The 20198-nt window shown below is 70.1% G+C and carries 19 protein-coding genes; 6 read left to right on the forward strand and 13 right to left on the reverse strand.

Going from position 1 to position 20198, the window contains the following annotated elements:
- Positions 1 to 37: 37 nt before the first annotated feature.
- The 4 genes from EPO51_RS20350 to EPO51_RS20365 all read right to left on the reverse strand — a co-directional run bounded on the left by EPO51_RS20350 (position 38) and on the right by EPO51_RS20365 (position 4877).
- Positions 38 to 373, reverse strand: a complete 336-nt coding sequence (locus EPO51_RS20350; RefSeq protein ID WP_293353999.1) for a helix-turn-helix domain-containing protein — start codon at positions 371 to 373, stop codon at positions 38 to 40.
- A gap of 234 nt (positions 374 to 607) precedes the next feature.
- Entirely contained in the window at positions 608 to 1807 is a 1200-nt protein-coding gene (locus EPO51_RS20355; RefSeq protein WP_293354001.1) for an efflux RND transporter periplasmic adaptor subunit, read from the reverse strand.
- 2 nt (positions 1808 to 1809) lie between these two features.
- The gene (locus tag EPO51_RS20360; RefSeq protein ID WP_293354003.1) at positions 1810 to 4173 is read right to left on the reverse strand and encodes an ABC transporter permease; all 2364 of its coding nucleotides are present in this window, start codon (positions 4171 to 4173) and stop codon (positions 1810 to 1812) included.
- Entirely contained in the window at positions 4170 to 4877 is a 708-nt protein-coding gene (locus tag EPO51_RS20365) for an ABC transporter ATP-binding protein (protein WP_293354005.1), read from the reverse strand. The genes EPO51_RS20360 and EPO51_RS20365 overlap by 4 nt, the downstream gene beginning before the upstream one ends.
- A gap of 171 nt (positions 4878 to 5048) precedes the next feature.
- Here EPO51_RS20365 and EPO51_RS20370 point away from each other — a divergent pair, with 171 nt between their 5' ends.
- Positions 5049 to 5582, forward strand: coding sequence for a hypothetical protein (locus EPO51_RS20370; RefSeq protein WP_293354007.1), 534 nt, complete (start codon positions 5049 to 5051; stop codon positions 5580 to 5582).
- A gap of 37 nt (positions 5583 to 5619) precedes the next feature.
- Here EPO51_RS20370 and hutC read toward each other — a convergent pair whose 3' ends face one another.
- The 6 genes from hutC to EPO51_RS20400 all read right to left on the reverse strand — a co-directional run bounded on the left by hutC (position 5620) and on the right by EPO51_RS20400 (position 14046).
- Positions 5620 to 6354: a histidine utilization repressor gene (gene hutC, locus EPO51_RS20375; RefSeq protein ID WP_293354009.1), complete on the reverse strand. Its 735-nt coding sequence runs from the start codon at positions 6352 to 6354 to the stop codon at positions 5620 to 5622.
- Positions 6355 to 6499: 145 nt separating this feature from the next.
- Positions 6500 to 7288 (reverse strand): PepSY domain-containing protein, encoded by a 789-nt coding sequence (locus EPO51_RS20380; protein WP_293354010.1) that lies wholly within the window; start codon positions 7286 to 7288, stop codon positions 6500 to 6502.
- 9 nt (positions 7289 to 7297) lie between these two features.
- Positions 7298 to 8005 (reverse strand): PepSY domain-containing protein, encoded by a 708-nt coding sequence (locus EPO51_RS20385; protein ID WP_293354012.1) that lies wholly within the window; start codon positions 8003 to 8005, stop codon positions 7298 to 7300.
- Positions 8006 to 8081: 76 nt separating this feature from the next.
- On the reverse strand, positions 8082 to 10754 hold the full coding sequence (locus EPO51_RS20390; RefSeq protein WP_293354014.1) for a TonB-dependent receptor: 2673 nt from the start codon (positions 10752 to 10754) through the stop codon (positions 8082 to 8084).
- Between the two features lie 533 nt (positions 10755 to 11287).
- Entirely contained in the window at positions 11288 to 12238 is a 951-nt protein-coding gene (locus tag EPO51_RS20395; protein WP_293354016.1) for a copper resistance protein B, read from the reverse strand.
- Positions 12235 to 14046, reverse strand: a complete 1812-nt coding sequence (locus EPO51_RS20400) for a copper resistance system multicopper oxidase (RefSeq protein WP_293354018.1) — start codon at positions 14044 to 14046, stop codon at positions 12235 to 12237. Before EPO51_RS20400 ends, EPO51_RS20395 begins: the two co-directional genes overlap by 4 nt.
- Positions 14047 to 14295: 249 nt before the next feature.
- Here EPO51_RS20400 and EPO51_RS20405 point away from each other — a divergent pair, with 249 nt between their 5' ends.
- Positions 14296 to 14604 (forward strand): copper-binding protein, encoded by a 309-nt coding sequence (locus EPO51_RS20405; protein ID WP_293354020.1) that lies wholly within the window; start codon positions 14296 to 14298, stop codon positions 14602 to 14604.
- A 15-nt stretch (positions 14605 to 14619) separates the two neighbouring features.
- Here EPO51_RS20405 and EPO51_RS20410 read toward each other — a convergent pair whose 3' ends face one another.
- Complete coding sequence (locus EPO51_RS20410; RefSeq protein ID WP_293354022.1) at positions 14620 to 15120, reverse strand: MarR family winged helix-turn-helix transcriptional regulator; 501 nt, start codon at positions 15118 to 15120, stop codon at positions 14620 to 14622.
- Between the two features lie 155 nt (positions 15121 to 15275).
- Here EPO51_RS20410 and EPO51_RS20415 point away from each other — a divergent pair, with 155 nt between their 5' ends.
- Positions 15276 to 15947 carry a VOC family protein gene (locus EPO51_RS20415; protein WP_293354024.1) on the forward strand — a complete coding sequence of 224 codons (672 nt, stop codon included), beginning with the start codon at positions 15276 to 15278 and terminating at the stop codon, positions 15945 to 15947.
- 69 nt (positions 15948 to 16016) lie between these two features.
- Positions 16017 to 16475: a DUF6130 family protein gene (locus EPO51_RS20420; RefSeq protein ID WP_293354026.1), complete on the forward strand. Its 459-nt coding sequence runs from the start codon at positions 16017 to 16019 to the stop codon at positions 16473 to 16475.
- 63 nt (positions 16476 to 16538) lie between these two features.
- Here the strand turns inward: EPO51_RS20420 and EPO51_RS20425 are convergent, their stop codons facing one another.
- Positions 16539 to 17279 (reverse strand): enoyl-CoA hydratase/isomerase family protein, encoded by a 741-nt coding sequence (locus EPO51_RS20425; RefSeq protein ID WP_293354028.1) that lies wholly within the window; start codon positions 17277 to 17279, stop codon positions 16539 to 16541.
- A gap of 283 nt (positions 17280 to 17562) precedes the next feature.
- Between EPO51_RS20425 and EPO51_RS20430 the strand changes: the two genes are divergently transcribed.
- A complete protein-coding gene (locus EPO51_RS20430) occupies positions 17563 to 18645 on the forward strand; it encodes an endonuclease/exonuclease/phosphatase family protein (protein ID WP_293354030.1) in 1083 nt (360 codons plus the stop codon).
- Positions 18646 to 18663: 18 nt separating this feature from the next.
- Here the strand turns inward: EPO51_RS20430 and EPO51_RS20435 are convergent, their stop codons facing one another.
- Positions 18664 to 18918, reverse strand: a complete 255-nt coding sequence (locus EPO51_RS20435; RefSeq protein WP_293354032.1) for a hypothetical protein — start codon at positions 18916 to 18918, stop codon at positions 18664 to 18666.
- A 211-nt stretch (positions 18919 to 19129) separates the two neighbouring features.
- Here EPO51_RS20435 and EPO51_RS20440 point away from each other — a divergent pair, with 211 nt between their 5' ends.
- A complete protein-coding gene (locus EPO51_RS20440; RefSeq protein WP_293354034.1) occupies positions 19130 to 19552 on the forward strand; it encodes a helix-turn-helix domain-containing protein in 423 nt (140 codons plus the stop codon).
- Positions 19553 to 20198 lie beyond the last annotated feature (646 nt).

Raw genomic sequence — 20198 nt, forward strand, 5'->3', positions numbered from 1 at the left:
GCCCCGTCGCAGACGCGCCTTGAGCGGGGTCAACCCGTCAGCGCATCACACGCGCCGCCTTGCCGACGAGGAAGACGGATGCGACGTCGGCGCCGGCCAGTATCTCCCGGCCTTGGGCTCGGCCCCGCGGCTGCGCCGCCTTCATGCCGCCGGACAGGTCGAGACCGTCGTAAAAGTAGCCGACCTCGACACCGAGCGCCCGGGCCAGGCGCGCGATCATGCCGGCCGACATCTTGTTGGTGGCCGTCTCGTATTTCTGAATCTGCTGAAACCGAACTCCGCAGCATGCCCCGAGCTGCTGCTGCGTGAGACCCAGAAGGCGCCGCCGACGGCGCACGCGGCGCCCCAGTTGCAGGTCGATGTCGTCACACATGGCGCTCACGCATTTCGCACGCGGGGACCGCGACCGGGACCGCGACGGACCGCACAGCAAGGACAACGAACATAACTCAACGGCTCCGCCAGGAGCTTCAGTAGGGCGCGGCGCGATCCGGCGTCCTTGATCTTGGACAAGATGATGCGTGAATCGTCGGCTGGCGGACGCCGTCACGGCCCGCTGTGCGCGGCCTTCGCGCCAAGCTCCGCCGGGCCTGCGCCTGCTTGGGCGTCAGGGCGTCCGCGCCCGCACGCGGACGCCGTCCACGACCTTGTCGGAGGGGAACACCACGACGCGCTCGCCGCCGCTGAGTCCCTTGCGGATCTCGGCCTCGCGGTCGGTCATGGCGCCCACCGTGACAGGCGTCAGGCGCGCCCGGCCGTCTACGATGCGGAATACGGCCCAGCCGCCGTCGGCCCGCACTAGGGCTCCCAGGGGCGCCTTCACCGCCCGCGCTTCCTGGCGCAGGATCACACGTCCCCAGACGCGATAGCCGGGCCCGATCCGCGACCACGCGGCAGGAGACCCTTCGAACTGCAGCAGCACCAGCACCCGCTGCTCTTCGACGCCCAGGGCGGACACCTTGGTGAAGCCCTGGGGCTCCACGCGCCGGACCATCGCCGGGAGGCTCCCCTCGCCGCCCCAGTCGAACACCTCGGCCCGCATGCCCTCACGGATGCGCACGGCGTCCTGGGTCAGGAACTCCACCGCCGCCTCCAGGCCTCTCTGGTCGCCGATTTCCACCAGCGGCGCGCCCATGCTCACCGTGCGCTCGCTTTCCTGCAGGACGCGGGTGACATAGCCGGAGGCCGGGGCGACCACCGGGACGGCGCGACCGCCCTCGGCTTCCGGTCCCAAGAGGGCGAACCGGGCGGCGGCCAGCTCCGAGCGGCGCACGCCGAGTTGCGCGGCCGCTGCGCGCACCGCCGCGCGCGTCGAGCGAGCCTGGGCCTCGGCCGCGTCGAGGGCCTGACGCGCGGCGAAGCCCTGGGCGGCGAGCGTGCGCACGCGGCCCAGGTCGGCGTCGGCCTTGCCGGCCTCGGCGGCGTAGCGATCCTGATCGGCTCGGGCCGCGCCGACCGCGGATTGCGCGACCGCGACGGCCGCCTCCGCCCGGGCTCGCGACCGCGGGTCCAGGAGGTCGGCGCTCGCCGGCCGGATGCGCGCGACCACGGTCGCGCCGGCCACGACGCGGTCCCCGACATCCAGGTCGACCCGCTCGAGCCGCCCGGAGACGGGCGCCGCCACGACGTAGGCTTCGCGCACCCGCGCCGCGCCCTGGTCGGCGACGCTGTCGGCGATCGGACCCAGGCGGACGACACCGGTGTCCACCGCTACCGGACGCGGCGCCAGCAGCAGGGCCAGCATCGCCGCCACGACCACGGCGGCCAGCGCGCCAAGCCCCCACCTCGCCCATTTGACCTTGGCCATCGCTAGTCCCTCGTCTTCAGCACGGCCACAAGGTCGAAGCCCCAGATGCGGCGCGCCACGAGGGCGCCGGCCACGGTCACCGCCACCAGGTAGGCGAGCAGCGAAATGCCGTAGCTCCGAGCGCTGATGACCGCCGGCAGCCGCACCTCGTCGCGCGAATAGGCCGCCACCAGCCCGTGGGCCAGCGCCTGTCCGCCGAACACGCCAAGCGGGATCGCCACCAGCGCCAGCACGGCCAGTTCGCCGGCCAGGATGTAGGCGCATTCGCCCTCGCCGAAACCCAGGACGCGCAGGGTGGCTAGGTCCCGCGCCCGCTCGGAGAGCGCGATACGGCTGGTGTTGTAGGCGACGCCGAAGGCGATGGCGCCGGCGAACCCGACATAGAAGCTGACCGTGACGCGGAACGCCTCGGCCATGGCCTGCCGCCAGCTCGCGACCGTCTCGTCGCGCGAGGAGGCGCCGACGACCTGCGGCGTCCGCTCCACCGCCCGGTAGAAGGCCGCCCGGCGGTCCGCGGCGAGCTGGAGGTGCGCGCCGCTGATCAGGTCGCCCTCGCCCATCAGCGCGTTCAGCCGCCGGCGGTCCATGTAGGCGGCGAAGCCGCTGTAGTCGCGCGCCAGGCCGGTCACCGGAAGCACGGTCGCCGGCGCGCGCCCGTCGATCACCTCGACGCGGACCTCATCGCCGGCCTCGAGTCCCAGACGGTCGGCGAGCGCCTCGCTGACCACCAGCCCCCGGCCCTTGAACGGCACGCGACGGTCGCGGGCGTCCAGCGGCCGATCGAATATCGCGTCCGGCTCGAGCCCGACGATCCGGGTCAGCTCCTCGCGTCCATTGGCCTGCAACCGCGCGGCCACCGTGCGGACCGGCTCGGCGGCAAGCACCCCCGGCAGGCGCGACGCCTCGCTGAGCGACGCGATGCTCCGTGGCTCGGCGAAGCCGATCGCCTCGCTCCAGCGCTGGGTGCGATAGTAGGCCTGGTCCACCACCTTATCGAGGCTGTCGAACAGGAACTGGGTGCCCACCAGCAGGGTCAGGCCGGCGGCGAGGCCCAGCGTCGCCAGCAGGCTGCGGACCGGGAAACGCTCCAGGTTGCGCACGATCACCCGCGTCGCCTGGTCGATGGCCGCCCCCCGGACCAGACGATCCAGCAGGCCGGCGCGGTAGGTGGCCGGGCGCAGGGGTTGCATGGCCACGGCAGGCGAGAGGCCCGCTGCGCGGCGTACCGCCGCCACCGAGCCCGCCACGGTCGCCGCCACCGCCACGGCGGAGGCGCCCCCGAACGCCAACCAGTGGAAGCGGACCGCCAGCACGGGGAAGCGGAAATAGTCGCGGTACTGGTCGACGATGGCGGCGGCCAGCGCGCCGCCCACCAGCCCCCCCGCGACCGCCCCCACGAGACCGATCGCGATGGCCATCCGCAGGTAGGGCCGGGCGGCCTCGCCGTCGCGGTAGCCGAAGGCCTTGAGCAGGCCGATCTGCTCGCGTTCGGCGTCCACCAGCCGAGACACCGTCAGATGCACCAGGGCCGCGGCGATGATCAGGAAGATCGGCGGGAGGATCGAGGCGGAGGTGGAGAGCTCCTTGAGCTCGGCGGCCAGGAAGGCGTGGGAAGCCTGGTCCTCGCGCGCATAGGCCGCTCGGCCGCCATATGGCGCCAGGATCCGGTCCACATCCGCCAGCACCGCCGCCGTCGAGGCGCCTGGCGCAAGCTTCAGCGCCACGGCGTTGAACGCCCCGCTCATGCCGGCCGCGCGCTCGACCGCCGGCCGCGGCGCCCAGAGGACCGCCTGGTGGGCGTCGTCCGGCATGAACGACTCCGGCGCGGGCACGTAGACATATTCCGGCGACAGGACCGCGCCCACGACGGTGAAGGTGAAGGCCCGGCCCTGCACCACGGCGGTCAGCCGGTCGCCCAGCCGGACGCCCGCGGCGTCCATGAAGGTCTTGAGGGCGACCGCCTCGTCCGTTCGCCTCGGATCCGGCATGCGACCGCGGCTCAGGCGAATTCGGTTCAGGGCCCGCCCCTCATCGTCCGGCAGCGAGATGAGGCGGGCCATGGCGGGGCGCGCGAGCCCCGGCACGTCCATCAATCCGGCTTCCAGGATGCGCCCGTCCGTCGCGGTGACGCCTTCGATCCGGGCCAGCTCGCGGAGGCGGGACAGCGGCGCACGCTTGGCCTGGGCGAAGACGTCGGCGAACCGGGTGTCCTCGTAGAAGGCCGCCTGGGCCTGCGCCAGCGCCCGCTGGGCCGAGAACGACATCACCGCCACCGACACGCCGCAGGCGATCAGCAGCGCGATCGCCATCATCTGGAACTTGAGACGCCACAGGTCGCGCACGAGCTTGCGATCGAGCGGCTTCACCAGGTCATGTCCCGGGGCGCGAGCTTGGCGACGTTGCGCTCGATGTCCGTGATCCGCCCGTCGCGGAACCGGATCACCCGGTCGGCCATCCCGGCGATGTCGGCGTTGTGGGACACGATCATGGTCGTCGTGCCGACGTCGCGCGCGACCTCTGAGATCGCCTCGAGCACCTGGACGCCGCTTTCGCTGTCGAGGGAGCCGGTGGGTTCGTCGCAGAACAGGAGCTGCGGCCGCTTGGCGATCGCGCGCGCCACCGCCACGCGCTGCTGCTGGCCGCCGGAGAGCTGCGCCGGAAAGTGGTCGAACCGGTCGGCGAGCCCGACCCGCGCCAGGGCTTCTTCCGGCGTCATGGGATTGCTGGCGATCTCGGTGATCAGCGCCACGTTCTCGCGCGCGGTCAGGCTGGGCACAAGGTTGAAGAACTGGAAGATGAAGCCCACCGATGTGCGCCGGTAACGTGTGAGCTCCACGTCGCTGGCGCGCGTCAGCTCCCGATCCTGGAACCGCGCCGATCCCGAGGTCGCCCGGTCCAGGCCGCCCAGGATGTTCAGCAGCGTCGACTTGCCCGATCCGGACGGGCCCAGCAGGACGAGGGTCTCCCCGTTGACGATCTCGAGATCGACGCCCCGAAGCGCATGCACGTCTCCCGCCGAGGTCGAATAGACCTTGCCCAGCTCGCGCACCGAGAGTGCGGCGTCGGTCATGTGGACACGGTCTCCGAGGCGGGTGCTCCCATGGTCGATACGACGCCATCCCGGAACGGGCCTTGACCTGACGCAACCGCTGGACGCGGCGCCGATTGACGCTCGTCAAGGCGCCCGCGGCCGGGCCCGGTCAGGTTCGAGCGTGGCGTCGCGCCATGCAGGACGCCGCCCATGGACACCGACCCCACGACCTTGCGCGCGCCCTGGCACGGCTCCGCCGACCTCGCGACGCTGGCGCGTCACCTGATCTCCGTGCCGTTCGTCTACGGCCTGCTCCTGCCGATCGCCTTCCTCGACGCGGCGGTCAGCGCCTATCAGGCCATGTGCTTCCGCCTCTGGGGGATGCCCAGGGTCCGGCGTTCGGAACACCTGATCCTGGACCGCCACAAGCTGTCCTATCTGAACGGCCCGCAGAAACTGAACTGCCTCTACTGCGGCTATGCGAACGGCGTCCTCGCCTACGCGCGCGAGATCGCCGGCCGAACCGAGCAGTACTGGTGCCCGATCAAGCACGCTGTCGATCCGCCGGCGCCGCACGCCAGGTACGCCGACTTCATCGACTACAAGGACGCAAAAGGATTTGGCGCGCGCGCGCCGGCGCTCCGGGCTGCGATCCAGGCGCCCAGCGGTCGCCAGGCGGCGCCGGTCGAGGACCGGGTGGAGGGTTTCGCCCATCACGTGGCGCCCTACCCCGTCGAGGACTGACGTCGACCAGGCGCCCACCTGGCCGCGACGACCCGACCTAGCCGCGGGCCGAGTGCGGCTGGGGAGCGAACCGCGCCACCAGGTCGTAGGCCTCGCCCGGGAACGTCAGCCGCACGTGAGTGATCCGGTCCGCGCCCCGCCACGTCTGCCGTTCCAGGACGAGGCAGGCGGCCATCGGTTCGATACCGAGGGCGGCGCTGGTCGCCTTGGGGACGTTGGCGGCGCTGATGCGATGCTCGGCCTCCGTCCACGGCACGTGACCCAGCAGCCAGCTCCCCGGAGCGGTGAGCGCGAAGTCGACGCCCGCCGCCTCGGGCGCCGCCTCGAGATTGATCAGGCGCTCCTCGAGGGCGAACGGGCGGCCGCTGGCGCGATGCAGGCAACGCAGCGCCAGCACTTCGACGGGCGACGCCAGGCCCAGTTCCTCGATCTCGCGGCGGCTGGAGATCCGGGACTTCTGCGAGAGCAGGTCGTAGCCGTAGGGCTCGCCCCGCGCGGTGACCTCGGCCGGGATGTCGGGGATGTCGAGCACGACCGAATGGATGCGGGGGCGCGACACGAACGACCCGGCGCCGCGGCGCCGCACGATGAGGCCGGACTCGGCGAGCGGCCCCAGCGCCTTGTTCACCGTCATCCGCGAGCAGCCGTACTCGGTCATCAGCTCGTGCTCGAAGGGGATGCGGTGGCCCGGCGGCCAGGCGCCGGTGAGGATCCGCTTCGAAATGTCGGCGCGGATCCGCTTGTGGAGGGTCGCGTCCTTGAGGTCGGTCATGCGGTGGAACGGCTCGTGGCGACCGGGAGGGCGCGATGATTCCGCCAGGGCGACGCTGGCGTCCACCTTCGAGCGCGCCGTCGCTGCGGATTCATCGGGACTCCGGCGCCGGCGGCGACAGGCTGGGGGACGACCGGGGGCGCGCCTACCCGGCGTCCTCCGACGCGGACTGCGGCGCGCCATGGGCCCCGGCCCGGGCGGTGGGCCGGCGCGCACGGCGCCGCGCCGCCAGCCGCTCCCAGGGATCCAGGATCCAGGCGAAGTCTCCCCGGCGGAAGCTGCGGAACAGCAGGATCAGGCCGCTCAGGGCCAGCCAGGCCGCGCCGACGGCCACCGTGACGATCAGCGGGTGGTTGAAGCTCTGGCGCTCCTGGTAGTCCATGATGTGCAGCATCCAGGCGATGTCCCAGAGCCGCCAGGTGTCGTTCTTGGCGCCCAGCACCTCGCCGGTCGTCGCCGAGACCAGCAGGGTGGTGCGGTCCTTGTCGGAGAACTCCACGCGCCACACCGGCAGGGCGAGATCCCGCGTCTCCAGCGTCGGGCGGTCCACCCGCTCGACGGAGCGGACGGGCTCGGCGCCGCTGTAGCGCGCCACCGCCAGCGCCTTGGCCTTGGCCGCGTCGATCGGGATCGGCGTTCCGCGCGTCGCCTCGAGCACCTGCACGCCCGCCGCGGTCGTCACCTCGTACACATAGGTGTCGAACAGCGGCTTGAACTGCAGCTTCAGGATCGGGGCGCCCACCGTTTCGGAGAGCGCGGCCAGCGGCAGCGGCTGCGCGGGCGCCTCGATCCGCGCCACGGGCAGGATGGCGTGCTCCGCCGACACCTGGTGATGGTCCAGCAGCGCCATCACTGCGCCGCTCGCCGCCCAGAGGAGGAACTGCAGGCCGAGCACCAGGCCGAACCATTTGTGAAGCCAGCGGATCAGGAACATCTGCGGACCTCAGGCGGCGGCTTTGCGCACGCGGCGCTTGCGGCGGAAACTGTAGATGAGGAGCCAGCCGCCGGTGGCTGCGGTGGCCACGGCCATCCAGGTGAAGACCCGGATCAGCGGGTTGTTCACGTCCTGGCGGTCGTCGTAGTCCATGATGTGGAACATCCAGACGAAGTCGAAGGTCCGCCACAGGTCGTGCCGGCGCGACACCAGTTCGCCGGTGAACGGCGAGATGTAGAATGTGGGCCGCCAGGCGCCTTCGAATTCGACCCGCCATAGCGGCATCGGCCGGGTCTGGACCTCGAGCGGCGCCTTGGTCAGCAGCTCGGCGCTGACGATCCCGCCGTCCTCGGCGAACAGGGCCCTGGCGCGAGCTCGCGCCTGCGCCTCGGTCAGCGGCGAGAGCTTGGCTCCCGTCCGCGCGTCGAACAGCGCCTTGCCGCTCTCGGTCTCCACCACATAGACCGGTTCGCCCAGCTGCCGTTCGAGACGGGCGGCGAGCAGGCCGGGCGCGAGGTGCGCCAGGTGGGCGGGCTCCACCAGGCCGGTCATGTCGATCGGGACGCTCGGGGGAGCCTTCACCAGGCGGTCGCCGTGGATGATGTCGATGTGGACCGCGGTCATGTAGAGGCCGCTCAGCGTCCAGAACACGGCCTGGATCGCCACCAGAAGGGCGAGCCACTTGTGGGTCTTCCGAGCGAGGGCGGGCCAGCGCATGCGTCGTCTCTTGGTCTCGGGTCGAACGCCGGCCAGGCGAGTGGGGAAGCCCAGCCGGCGCTCTCGGGGGGCGGCTCTAGAAGGTGTACTGCAGCCGCACGTAGCCCCGGCGACCCAGGAGGTCGTAGGTCATGGTGTCGGTGTTGGCGTCGGTCCAGCTCTGAATGAACGGCGCGTCCTTGTCGAAGACGTTGTCGACGCCGACGGCGATGCTGGCCTTCTCGGTGAACCGGTAGGAGGCCTGGACGAAGTGGTAGAAGACGTTTGAGGTGCGCGACCCGATGGCGCTCGGCGCCGCGTTGAAGTCCTTGGCCTTGCCGATCATCTGCACGGACCAGGTGGCGTTCCAGTTGACGTCCGACAGGGTGAAGGCCGCGTTGGAGCGCCAGTGCGGATAGCCGCCGTTGCCGCCGCCGATGCGGCCGTCGAAGACGATCGGGTCGGCGCCCAGGAACGGGATGACCTCGTACTTGCCGAGGTAGGTGGTGTTCCAGTCGATGTCCGCCTGCAGGCCGCGCACGTCGAAGCCGTAGCGCACGCCGAAGTCCACGCCCTTCATGGTCTCCTTGCCCGCGTTGGTCGGCTGGGAGGACAGGAAGTTCACCTCGCCGGTCAGGGCGCTGCGGCGGAACTGGGTGGGCGAGCAGAACGGGTGCGACAGGTTCGCGCTGGCGTAGCAGACCGACAGCTTGGTGGAGCCCGGGATGTTGCGGATGGCGTCTTTGATCTGGATGTCGAAATAGTCGACCGTGATCGACAGGCCCGGCGCATAGGTCGGCTGGTACACGACGCCGAGCGTCAGGTTTTCCGACTTCTCCGGCTGGAGGTTCTGATTGCCCCCCACTGTGGTCAGGACCGTGTTGCCGAGCTGGACATAGCCGGCCGGCACGCCGGAGGCGCGGCAGTTGGCGACCAGCGTGGCGTTGGCGCTGGTCGAGTAGCGGCTGCACGGGTCGGTGGTGGTGAGGTTGCCCTCGGCCACGCCGCCGAACAGCTCCGGCACGCTCGGTATCCGGAAACCGGTGCCGTAGGTGGCGCGCAGACGCAGGCCCGACATCACGGTCCAGTCCAGGCCCAGCTTGTAGGTCCAGTTGTCGCCGAACAGATTGTAGTCGGAGTAGCGCGCCGCGCCGTTCAGCTCGAGGCGTTCGACCATCGGCATGTCCGCCAGCAGCGGCGCGGAGAGCTCCGCATAGGCCTCCTTGGTCTTCACCTCGCCGCGGATCGGGCTCTGCTGGTTGGTGTTGGCGACGCCCAGCACCGTCAGGGCGTCCGGGTTCCGGTAACCCACCTCTTCCCGGTAGACGGCGCCGGCGGCCATCGCCAGCGGGCCGGCCGGCAACTGGAAGAGCGTGCCGGTGATGTCGGCGGTGACGCTCTTCTGCTCGTTGCCCCCGTTGTCGCGGGTGGTGGCCAGGATGTAGTTCAGCACCTGGGGCGTGAGGTCGCCCGCGCCCAGATAGTCACCGCAGGGCGCCGTCGTGGTGGCGCCCGGCAGGCAAGCGGCCAGGGTCTCGCCGACGCGCTGCAGGTTGGCGACGTTGGTGGAGCCGTCGACGCCCTTGGTCTTGCCCCAGTTGCCCGCGACCTCCCAGGTCCAGTCGCCCGCGAACTTGCCGCGCAGGCCGCCCACCAGCCGCCAGGTGTCGGTCTCCTGGAAGAACTGGCGGGGGCCCGGCTCGGCCAGCCGGCGCTGGATCAGGGTGATCTGCTGGCCGGTGGGGTTGGTGCGGTTGTTCGCGGGGATGACGAGGTTGCGCAGGGTGCCGGGCGTCGCGATCTGGTCGCTCTGCCGGTTCGTGAACATGAACTCGCCGAACAGCTCCACGTCCTCGGTGAGGTCGTAGTCGCCGAACACGCCCACGCTGATCCGCTCGATGGCGCTGACCGCGTTCAGGAACGAGTTGGAGTTGAAGTTGTGCTTGGCGGCGCTGTAAGGCTCGAAGAAGTCGCCGTTGCCGCCGGGCGTCTGGTTGAAGTTGATCTGCTGGCCGTTCGGCAGCACCGCGCGGCCGCCGACCGTCGAGGCGCTGCCGACGCAGACAAGCTGGCCGCCGACCTCGCCCAGTCCGCAGGGTTCGCGGTCGGCCATGTTGACCGGCTTGGTCTTCTGGTAGTTCACCGCCGCCGTGAAGCCGCCGCGCTCGCCGCGCAGGCCCCACAACAGGTCGCCGGTGAACTCCTCGCCGTCGCCTTCGTCGGTGACGCCGTACTTGCCGGTCACCTGCACGCCCTCGAAGTCGTTGCGGGTGATGATGTTGACCACGCCGGCCACCGCGTCGGCGCCGTAGATCGCCGAGGCGCCGTCCTTCAGCACGTCGATGCGGCCAATGATGGCGGCGGGGATGGTGTTCAGGTCGACCGCGCTGTTGGCGCCGGTGCCGCCATAGACCACCCGACGACCGTTCAGCAGCACCAGGGTGCGGTTGATGCCCATGCCGCGCAGGTTCACCTGGGCGGTGCCGTAGCCGTTGCCGGTCCAGTAGGCGTTGGTCTGCCCGCCGGCGTTGCCGGCCGAGGCCGGCAGGCGCTGCAGGATGGTTTCCACATTCGCGGCGCCGGTCCGCGCGATGGCTTCCTCGGTGACGACGGTGGCCGGGCCCACGCCGGTGATGTCCGTCCGCTTGATCCGGCTGCCGGTGACGACGACCTCGTCGATGGCGCCCTCCGCGGCGGCGGCGGCGCCGGTCGCCATCGCCATTGAAACGCAGGCGCTCGCGAACAGGAGCCGCTTCGAAATCTGAGTCATGACTACCCCCGGTGTCCCCGACCGCCGCCCAATTCCGGGTCCGGCGCGTTCGACGTGGCGAAGTTTTCCGGTCCGCCCGACGGGGGTGTCAATCCATGTATATACATATCGACCCGGCTCTTTCGGGAACGAATTTGCGGGAATCCCGCAGACGTCGGGGCCAAACCAGATTTCCAGCCACGCCGCGCGAAACGAAATGCCCCGATCGAGCCTCAGAGGCGCGAGAACTCGGCTTTCTTCAATCTGTCAAATAAAACACAGATCACAGTGTCAATGCCGCCTTTATAGACAACAACTCTGTGGGAAAAACATACCCATCATTGGCAAGGTTCGTCCTTTGCGCGTGGGAACCATGGTAAGGTCGCCATGACGTTGCATAATTTCTAGCACGGAAAATTCGACTAAGCTTCCTACAATTGGAAGCTGAAAGATGATTCACTCGGACAGACGGCCCGAACACGCGGAAAATGACGACCCTGATCTTCCCATGATGGGAAGGTCGCTCCGGCTGCCGGCCCCAGTGACGGCGCGCCTCAGAACCAGGCGCGCAGGCCCACGACGCCGCGGACGTCCTCGACGTCCTCACCCGCGGACCGGGCGAAATCCGCCGTGTCCCCGAACTTCCGCGACCAGACCACGCCGACATAGGGCGCGAACTCTCGGCGCACCTCGTAGCGCAGGCGCAGGCCGACCTCGGCGTCCGAAAGCCCGGCGCCGACGCCGCGGCGCGCATCGTCGGACGCGGCGAAATTGAGCTCGGCGCGCGGCTGCAGGACCAGGCGCTGCGTCAGCCGATAGTCGGTGCTGCCCTCGAGCCGCGCGGAAAGGCGCCCCTTCTCCGACAGGAACAGCGCGCCCTCCGCCTCCACCCAGTAGGGGATGAGGGTCTCGAAGCCCACCGTCGCATAGGTGCGTGACGGCCCGGGCTCGAAGTCGTGGCGCAGCCCGACCTGAAAGTCCGTGTAGACGCCGACCGGACGCGAATACAGCGCCTGGACCTCAGCCTCCTCGACCCCGTGGCCGCGCGCGCCCTCGCCTTCGGACTTGAGTACGAAGCGGTGCTCGTCGCCCCCGAACCAGGCCTCGCCTTCCCACTGGTAGCCTCGGTCGCCCATTCCGGCCTCGGCCAGGTTGATCATCAGCTGCGAGGCCTGCGCGCCGCCGTGCTCGGTGCGCAGCACCTTGCGGGCGCGCTCCATGCTCGCCGCGCCGTAGACGGCGTCGGCCGCCGCCACCGCGGGGGGCGTCGGTGGCGGAGCCTCGCCCACGGGCAGGTCGGCGCCCGTCGGACTTGGCGCCGGCGGCCCATGGCCGGCGTGGGGGTCCGCGATCGCCGGGGCCGCGGGCATGGCGTGGCCCGCATGGGGATCGGGCGCGGGTTGGGCGGCCGGCATGGCGTGACCCGCGTGCGGATCCGCGGGCTGCGCGACGGCGGCGCCCGCGAGCGCGGCGGGGGCGAGCGTCAGGATCAGGAGGCGGTTCATGCGGCGGCTCCGTCGAGGGGCCGCACGGCGAACACTTGGAACATGCCCGCGTGCATGTGGTAGAGCATGTGGCAGTGGAAGGCCCAGTCGCCGGCCTCCCCCGTGACGTCGAACGTCACCTTCCCACCTGGCAGGACGTTGACCGTGTGCTTGCGCGGCATGTGGCCCACCGGCCCGTGGACGAGCTCGAAGAAGTGGCCATGCAGGTGGATCGGGTGGGTCATCATGGTGTCGTTGACCAGGATCACGCGCACCCGCTCGCCCGTCCGCAGCGTATAGGGCGCAGGCTTCTCGCTGAACTTCCGGCCGTCGAAGCCCCACGTGAACCGTTCCATGTTGCCGGTGAGGCGGATTTCCATCGCCCGTGACGGCGCCCGGGTGTCCGGGTTGGGCTCCAGCGAGACCAGGTCCTTGTAGACCAGCACCCGGTGACCCACGCTCTGCAGGCCCTGGCCGGCCTCGCCCGTCCGGTCGACCGGCATCGGCGCGATGCTCTGCACGCCGGGGCCCAGCTTCACCTGCGGCGCGTTGAGCGGGTCGCGCATGGACATCTCCATGCCGCCCATGTCGCCCATGGCGTCCGAGCCGCGCGCCCGCGGCGGCGCCATGCCCGGCGCTGCGGTCGCGTGGCCCATGGCCGCGTGGTCCATGCCCGGCATGGCCGCCGCGCCGCCGCCGTGGCCAGCGTGCGTCGACATGTCCATGCCCATGTCCTTCATGGTCCCCAGCGGCCGGGCCCGCAGCGGCGGGACCGGCGCGGCCATGCCGGGCCGCGGCGCCAGGGTCGCCCGGCCCATGCCCGAGCGGTCGACGGCCTCGGAGACGATCGTAAAGGCGCGGTCGTCCATCGGCTGGACAATCACGTCGTAGGTCTCGGCGTTGCCGATCTGGAACTCGTCGACCTCCACCGGCCGCACATGCTGACCGTCAGAGGCCACCACGGTCAGCTTCAGGCCGGGGATGCGCACGTTGAAGATGGTCTGGGCCGCGGCGTTGATGAACCGCAGCCGCACCCGCTCTCCCGGCGTGAACAGCGCGGTCCAGTTGTCGCTCGGACCATGGCCGTTGATCAGGAACCTGTAGACCGCCCCCGTCACGTCGGAGATGTCGGTCGGATCCATGAGCATCTTGCCCCACTCCATCCGTTCCTGGAGTGTCTGGTCCTTGCCCGCGAGCAGGCCGGCGATGGTCTGCTTCTGGTAGTTGAAGATCCCGCCCTGCTGCTTGAGCTTCCTGAAGATCTGGTGGGGGTGCAGAAAGCTGTAGTCCGACAACACCACCACATGCTCACGGTCGTAGGCGACCGGATCGGGGCCGGCCGGATCGATCACGATCGGCCCGTAGTGGCCCTCCTGCTCCTGCAGGCCGGAATGGCTGTGGTACCAATAGGTGCCGCTCTGCCGGATCGGGAATTCGTAGACGAAGGTCTGGCCCGGCGGGATGCCCGGGAAACTGACCCCTGGCACGCCGTCCATGGCGAACGGCACAAGCAGGCCGTGCCAGTGGATCGAGGTGTCCTCGTCCAGGGTGTTGGTCACCGACAGCCGCACAGTCTGGCCTTCCTTCAGGCGGATCAGCGGGGCCGGCACAGTCCCATTGACCGTGACCGCGTGACCGGCGCGGCCGTCCACCTTCAGGGCGCTGTGGCCGACGGTCAGCTTGATGTCCTCGCCCGACAGGGTCGGCAGCGTCGACAGGCCCGGGGTCGCGCTCCGCGCCCAGCCCGGGAACAGCGCGCTCGCCGCAAGGCTGCCGCCGATCCCGCCCGCGCCGCGCAGCAGGTGGCGCCGGTTCACATCATTCTGCATCGTTCGTCCCGGACGGAGGTTCGGCGTCGCCCCACGACAGGCACGGAGGCTCGCTCCCTATACGCGCCACGCCGGGCCGGCCCCTCACGCAAATGCCGCCTGCGGCCGCGGAGGAGGGCGTCCTCCCCCGCCGGAAGGTCGGGGTCACGGATTGATCTTGAGGCCGGATGAGGGGTCCGGGGCGCCGGGGCGTATCCCCTGGACGGTCCGCCGGGTTTGCGGCGGGCGCTCGCGTTCAAGGAGTCCGAGATGAAGTTCGCCCTCGCCCTCGCCGCCGCCCTGGCGGTGGCCGCGCCCGCGGCGGCCCAGCACGAAGGCCACGGCGCCACGGCCGCCAGCGCCGTCACGGGCACGGTCCAGGGCACGGGAACCGTGAAGGCGGTAAACCCCAAGGCGGGCACGGTCACGCTGCATCACGGCCCGATCGCGGCGCTCAAATGGCCCGCGATGACCATGACGTTCAAGGCGGCGCCGGACGTGGTCAAGGCCGCCAAGTCGGGCAAGGCGGTCACCTTCACCCTGAACGCGGCAGGCGATCAGCTCCTGTCGCTCCGTTAGGCGCAAGGTCTCGATCTAGTCGGGTTGCTGGCCCCGCAGGGCGCGGAGCAGGTTGTCCCGCAGCCTGACCATCAATTTCTGCACGACGGGGAAGTCTTCCCCCAGGCCGCTGTCGATCCGCAGGCTGGCCTGCGGCGTACGCGCCATCTCCCGCACGCGCCGGCCCTCCGGCGTAAGGCTGACGATGACCTGGCGTTCGTCCGCCGGATCGCGGCGGCGGCTGACGTAGCCCAGGGCCTCGAGCTTCTTGAGGATCGGCGTCAGCGTGTTCGATTCCAGGAACAGCTTCTCGCCCAGCGCGCCGACGCTTTGGTTGTCTTCCTCGGACAGCGCCACGATGGCGATGAACTGGGTGTAGGACGCGAGCCCCAGCGACTCGATGAGCGGCTTGTACGCGCGGCCAAAGGCCAGGTTGGCCGAATAGACCGCGAAGCATAGGAAGTCGTCTAGCCCAGGCGTCTTCGCGGCCGGGGGCGCGGCGGCCGGGGGCGCAGCCGTCTGGGCGGAGGTGGTCATGGGCGTCATCTCGCAGATTCGTGATCGTTCGACGCCTATATAAATCGCTACCGATTAAATCGGAAGGGGTTGACACCGCCGCCACACTCCCTCATTTGCATCGGTACCGAATAAATCGATACCGAGTTAAATCGCAAACCCAAGGGAACACCCAGATGACCACCACCCGAATCCTCGACCGCCCGGACGCCGGCGCCCCGGCCCTGGCCGCCTTCGACACCAAGCTCGAAGTCCTGCTCCTGCCCGTTTCCGACGTCCACCGCGCCGCCGACTTCTACCAGCAGCTGGGCTGGCGCCTGGACGTGGACCACCGGGAAGGCGATGCGCGCATCGTCCACCTCACGCCCCCGGGCTCGGCCGCCTCGATCCTGTTCGGAACAGGCGTCTCGCCGTCGGCGCCGGGTTCGGCGCAGCTGACCTTCCTCGCGGTCTCCGACATCGTCGCGGCCCGCGCCGCGCTGGTCGCCAGGGGCGTCGAGGTCAGCGAGGTCTTCCACGATCAGAACGGCGGCTACCGCTTCGATCCCGAAGCCCGCGAAACCGGTCCCGACCCGGATCGCCGCAGCTACGCCTCCTTCGCGACATTCAGCGACCCGGATGGCAACAGCTGGCTCCTGCAGGAAGTGACCACGCGGTTCCCGGGCCGCATCGATAGCGGCGTGACCGGCTTCGGCTCCGTGGGCGACCTGGCCGGCGCCCTGCGCCGCGCGGCTGCGGCCCACGGCGAGCACGAGGCGCGCAACGGCGGCGGCCACGACGCCAACTGGCCCGACTGGTACGCGGCCTGGCTCGCCGCCGAGCAATCCGGCGCGGCCCTGCCGCTCTAGGCTCTCACGGAGCGCGCCCACTCCGGCGCGCCACCCGCCCAAACACCCCCCCGCACAAGAGAGACCACCATGACCACCCTCATCAAAACCTTCGCCGCGGCCGTCGTCGGCGGCGCCCTCCTCACCAGCGCCGCCATCCAGCCCGCGTCGGCTCAACCCGCGGTGTCGGCGTTCCTGCCGGTCGCGAACGAGCCCCCGCCCAAGCTGATCGTCGAACCGCCGATCCCGCATCGGCTGGCCGCCGGCGCGGTCCTCATCCCATACCGCACCGAGAACTTCCGCATCCTGCCGATCTTCGGCCCCGGCGCCCTCGACGTCTCGCCCCGCGCCGGGCACCTGCACGTCACCGTCGACGACCTGCCCTGGCACTGGGCCGACGCCAGCGATGACCAGACCGTGGTGGTCGTCGGCCTGCCCCCCGGACCGCACAAGATCCTGCTTGAACTGGCGCAGCCTGACCACAAGGTCATCGGTGGCAAGACCGTGAGCTTCGTCGTCCCGTCCGTCGCCTCGTCACACCAGCACTGAGTGGAGGGGTGACATGTCGAACGCAATGAAAGGCGGTGCGCGGCGGCGCGGTGAGGCCCGCGCCTACTCCCGCCCGCGCCGCACGATCATCAGCATCTGGCTGCGCTCCTCGGCCTCGACCGCGGCGTCGAAACTGGGCTGTTCCAGCGAGGCGTCCATCGAGCGCTTGGAAAGCCGCAGCGCGTCGGGCGCGGCCTTCAGCATGTCGCGGGCCATGGCCAAGCCCGCCTCGTCCAGGTCGGCCTCGGGCGTGACCGCCGAGAGCAGGCCCGCCTCCAGCGCCGCCCGGGCCGCCAGCGGCCGGCCGGCCATCAGCACCTCGCGGGCCTTGGAGATCCCGATCGACCGCTGCAGCCGCCAGCTCACGCCCAGCTCCGTGCCCGAGAGGCCGATGGCGGTGAAGGCCGAGTGGAACGCCGCGCTCTCGCTGGCCAGGATGATGTCGCAGTTGAGCGCGATGGCCATGCCGCCGCCCGCCGCCGCCCCGCGCACCGTGGCGATCAGCGGCTGGGGGCAGACCCGCATCGCCCGCATCAGGTCGCGCAGCACCCAGTCGCCGCGCGGCCCGTCCTGCAGAGCCTCGGGGCTGCCCATGGCCTTGAGGTCCGCGCCGGCGCTGAACGCCCGGCCCGCCCCACGCACGATCACGACCCGGACATCGCGGTTGCGCCGCAGCCCTTCGAAATAGGCTAGCAGCGCCTCGGCCATCGGGTGGTTGATGGCGTTCAGCCGGTCCGGCCGGTTCATCGTCAGCCGCTGGGCGCCGCCCTCCAGGTCCTCGACCGCCAGGATACCGTCCGCCATCGCCGTCCTCCCTTTAGCTTCGGGGCGACAATGTCGGCCGCGGGGCCGCACGGCAACGGCGCCCCGGCGTCAGCCTCGGCTCGAGGGCCAGGTGCGGCAGAAGCGCCAGTCGCGAAACGACGTTCCAACTGTCACACGCCGGTAAACGAAGCAGGTCATTTCCACCCTCGCCCGGACAATAGCGAAAATACATCGGGCTGCACTTGAGCAACGCGGTGAGCTGTCGGCGGGAATCGGGGGATTTCCCAAAGCAACAGCGCCGCATGTCATGGAGCGGCGAGAGATGTACCTGGAATCCGCCCACCCCACAGCCGCCTATTCGGCGCCCGCCGCCGAGATGGGACCCGGCAGCACTGCGGTCCGGGCGGCGCTTCAGCCCGCCTCGACCGAGCCGCCCGTGGGGACGGCCGAGATCAGCGTCCTGACCTATAACATCCGAGGCCTGCCCTGGCCCCTCGCGCTCGGGCGCGGCAAGGCGCTGCGCGAGATCGGCCGCGAACTGGCCGTGCTGCGCCGCGAGGGCCGCCAGCCGGACGTCGTGCTGATTCAGGAGGGCTTCCGCGACGAGGTGGCCTGGCTCTTCCAGGAGAGCGGCTACAGGTACTGGGCCCGGGGTCCCGAGCGCAGCGAGCGGACCAAATTCGCCGGCGGCGTGCTGGCCGCCCGCGACCTGTTCCGCGGCGAAGGCGTCGGCAAGCTGATGGGCGGCGGTCTGCACGTGCTCAGCGATGCCCCGATCGTCGACGTCCGGAGCGCCGCCTACAACAACTGCGCCGGCCTCGACTGCCTGGCCAACAAGGGCGCCATGCTGGTGCGCCTGGCGCCCCAGGGCCTGCCGACCACCATCGACGTGGTCAACACCCACATGAATTCCCGCAAGGCCTCGATGGCGCCGCGCTCGCGCACCCTGCCGGCCCACAACGGCCAGGTCCGCGAACTCCAGGCCTTCCTGCAGGCCAGCCGCGAGGCCGGCGCCCCGCTGCTGCTGGGCGGCGACTTCAACATCCGCAACTCGCCGACCCGCTACTATTTCGACGCCCTGGAGCGGCCCTACACGGTGGTCGGCGAATTCTGCAGCCAGCCCGACTCCGGTTGCGGCGCGGGCGCCTCGGACGCCACGCCCGAGCCGTGGCTCCGCAGCCAGGACCTGCAGGCCTTCAGCCCAGGCGCCGTGCGCGTGCGGCCGATCCGCAGCGAAACGATGTTCAGCTTGGACGACCCGAAGCGCCGCTTCTCGGACCACGACGGCTATCTGGTCCGTTACCAGCTCTCCTGGAACGCCCAGACGCTGGCGGGCTATCGCCCGAACCCGGCCATGGAAGTGAAGCCCCACAAGCTGGGCGTGAAGATCTCCTGGCGTCCCTGACCGCCCGGGCCTGCGCGATCAGGAGTCCATCGGCCGCAGCGTGTGGGCCACGTGGAACGACCCGGAATGCGAGAGCACGATCCAGTCTCCGCTGTGAGCGACCACCGGGCCTTCCGGCGTGCGCACCTGGACGGCGGACGAGGCCTCGGCCACAGACTGGGCGTCTTCGCCCAGCCACTGCCAGAGCACGGTCCAGTTCTTTTTGTCGTGCGCCGGGGGAACCCGGAGCGCGGCGCCGTGGTCGAACGGGGGATGCAGTTGGATGACGCGCATGGCCTTCGGGACTGACAACTCTACCAGCCACACTTCCAGGGTGCTTCGGTTACCAAGACCTTGACCGGCGACGTTTCGTCACGCGGGCCACCGGTTGCAAGACACTCCCGCGAGGGCTGAAAAAGCTTTGCAGTTCCGCAACAAAGGCTTTTAGTCGCAACTTGGGCTTGCGGTGTCGGACGGGGACACCGCACAAGGAAGGATTGAGAATATGGCTGAGGTGTCTGCAAAGACGCCCGAACCGATGGACATCGCGCTCGGGGCCGCGGTGCGCATTCGGCGCAGGACGATCGGCATGTCGCAGGAGGCGCTTGCCGAACAATGTGGGGTCAGCTTCCAGCAGATCCAGAAGTACGAGAACGGCGCCAACCGCATCTCGTTCTCACGCCTGGTGCAGATTTCCCGGGCGCTGCGCTGCCGCGTGACCGACCTGATGGACGTCTTCGACGGGGCCGACAAGGAAACCGCCGAGGACCTGGACCTGCTCACCCGGATGCGCACGCCGGGCGCGCTGGAACTGCTCACGGCCTACGAGAAACTGGCGCCGGACGTCCGGAGCTCACTGGTCAACCTGGTCCGCACCCTGACCAACCAGCAGGCCGACGCGGCGGCCAAGGCCGCGGTGCTCGCCTAGGGGCTGTCAGGGCTTGAGGGCGCGAAGGAAGGATTCCTCCTCGATGGAGGAAGGCCGGGATGGTGGTGTTCGCAGGGCGATGGGGCGGAGGTCGAGGTCGGCGTCGACCTCTGATCCGCGTCATCTCCGCCGCCAAACCTCGTGCATCCAAGTCCCGAACAGTCTCTAGTTCGTTCAGTCGGTCGAACCGACAAGCTCCCTCGCCGCCTGCCTCCGGCGCGGTGTCATCGCCCTGCGCCCCAAGCTCAAGCTCGCCCCTGCGGCCGCGAGGCCCGGCCTCCGCCGCCTTTCGCCCAGCCTCGACACGTCGGGGCCCTGCGGCGCTTCATCGACCGCTTGGGAGTCCGCCCGGAGGAAAGCCCGAGAACCTGAGCACGCGACACCGATCGCGGTAGGTCTCGGGTTCTGCCCCGGAGCCTCCCACTGAGAGCGTGACGACCTTCGCCTGCATGTCATACGTAAGCAGGAAGTGCGACAGCCTCGAGAGCACGAGCTCGTGGCCACGCCGATGGCTCAACCCCCAGATGTTCGTGCAATCATCCTGGCACCAGGCTTTGCGCTTCAGATCGATCCGATACCGGGTGTCGTCGCACTGAAGGTCGAAGGCCCTCGCCGAAGCGCTTGCCCCGAACCCGGTGATCGCCAT

This window comes from Phenylobacterium sp., assembly GCF_004297125.1.
Classification (GTDB): domain Bacteria; phylum Pseudomonadota; class Alphaproteobacteria; order Caulobacterales; family Caulobacteraceae; genus Phenylobacterium.

What these genes read in the sequence shown, in the direction of transcription:
- EPO51_RS20350 (WP_293353999.1), bottom strand. Translation starts at nt 373, where the DNA reads ATGTGTGACGACATCGACCTGCAACTGGGGCGCCGCGTGCGCCGTCGG.
- EPO51_RS20355 (WP_293354001.1), bottom strand. Translation starts at nt 1,807, where the DNA reads ATGGCCAAGGTCAAATGGGCGAGGTGGGGGCTTGGCGCGCTGGCCGCC.
- EPO51_RS20365 (WP_293354005.1), bottom strand. Translation starts at nt 4,877, where the DNA reads ATGACCGACGCCGCACTCTCGGTGCGCGAGCTGGGCAAGGTCTATTCG.
- EPO51_RS20370 (WP_293354007.1), top strand. Translation starts at nt 5,049, where the DNA reads ATGGACACCGACCCCACGACCTTGCGCGCGCCCTGGCACGGCTCCGCC.
- hutC (WP_293354009.1), bottom strand. Translation starts at nt 6,354, where the DNA reads ATGACCGACCTCAAGGACGCGACCCTCCACAAGCGGATCCGCGCCGAC.
- EPO51_RS20380 (WP_293354010.1), bottom strand. Translation starts at nt 7,288, where the DNA reads ATGTTCCTGATCCGCTGGCTTCACAAATGGTTCGGCCTGGTGCTCGGC.
- EPO51_RS20385 (WP_293354012.1), bottom strand. Translation starts at nt 8,005, where the DNA reads ATGCGCTGGCCCGCCCTCGCTCGGAAGACCCACAAGTGGCTCGCCCTT.
- EPO51_RS20390 (WP_293354014.1), bottom strand. Translation starts at nt 10,754, where the DNA reads ATGACTCAGATTTCGAAGCGGCTCCTGTTCGCGAGCGCCTGCGTTTCA.
- EPO51_RS20395 (WP_293354016.1), bottom strand. Translation starts at nt 12,238, where the DNA reads ATGAACCGCCTCCTGATCCTGACGCTCGCCCCCGCCGCGCTCGCGGGC.
- EPO51_RS20400 (WP_293354018.1), bottom strand. Translation starts at nt 14,046, where the DNA reads ATGCAGAATGATGTGAACCGGCGCCACCTGCTGCGCGGCGCGGGCGGG.
- EPO51_RS20405 (WP_293354020.1), top strand. Translation starts at nt 14,296, where the DNA reads ATGAAGTTCGCCCTCGCCCTCGCCGCCGCCCTGGCGGTGGCCGCGCCC.
- EPO51_RS20410 (WP_293354022.1), bottom strand. Translation starts at nt 15,120, where the DNA reads ATGACCACCTCCGCCCAGACGGCTGCGCCCCCGGCCGCCGCGCCCCCG.
- EPO51_RS20415 (WP_293354024.1), top strand. Translation starts at nt 15,276, where the DNA reads ATGACCACCACCCGAATCCTCGACCGCCCGGACGCCGGCGCCCCGGCC.
- EPO51_RS20420 (WP_293354026.1), top strand. Translation starts at nt 16,017, where the DNA reads ATGACCACCCTCATCAAAACCTTCGCCGCGGCCGTCGTCGGCGGCGCC.
- EPO51_RS20425 (WP_293354028.1), bottom strand. Translation starts at nt 17,279, where the DNA reads ATGGCGGACGGTATCCTGGCGGTCGAGGACCTGGAGGGCGGCGCCCAG.
- EPO51_RS20430 (WP_293354030.1), top strand. Translation starts at nt 17,563, where the DNA reads ATGTACCTGGAATCCGCCCACCCCACAGCCGCCTATTCGGCGCCCGCC.
- EPO51_RS20435 (WP_293354032.1), bottom strand. Translation starts at nt 18,918, where the DNA reads ATGCGCGTCATCCAACTGCATCCCCCGTTCGACCACGGCGCCGCGCTC.
- EPO51_RS20440 (WP_293354034.1), top strand. Translation starts at nt 19,130, where the DNA reads ATGGCTGAGGTGTCTGCAAAGACGCCCGAACCGATGGACATCGCGCTC.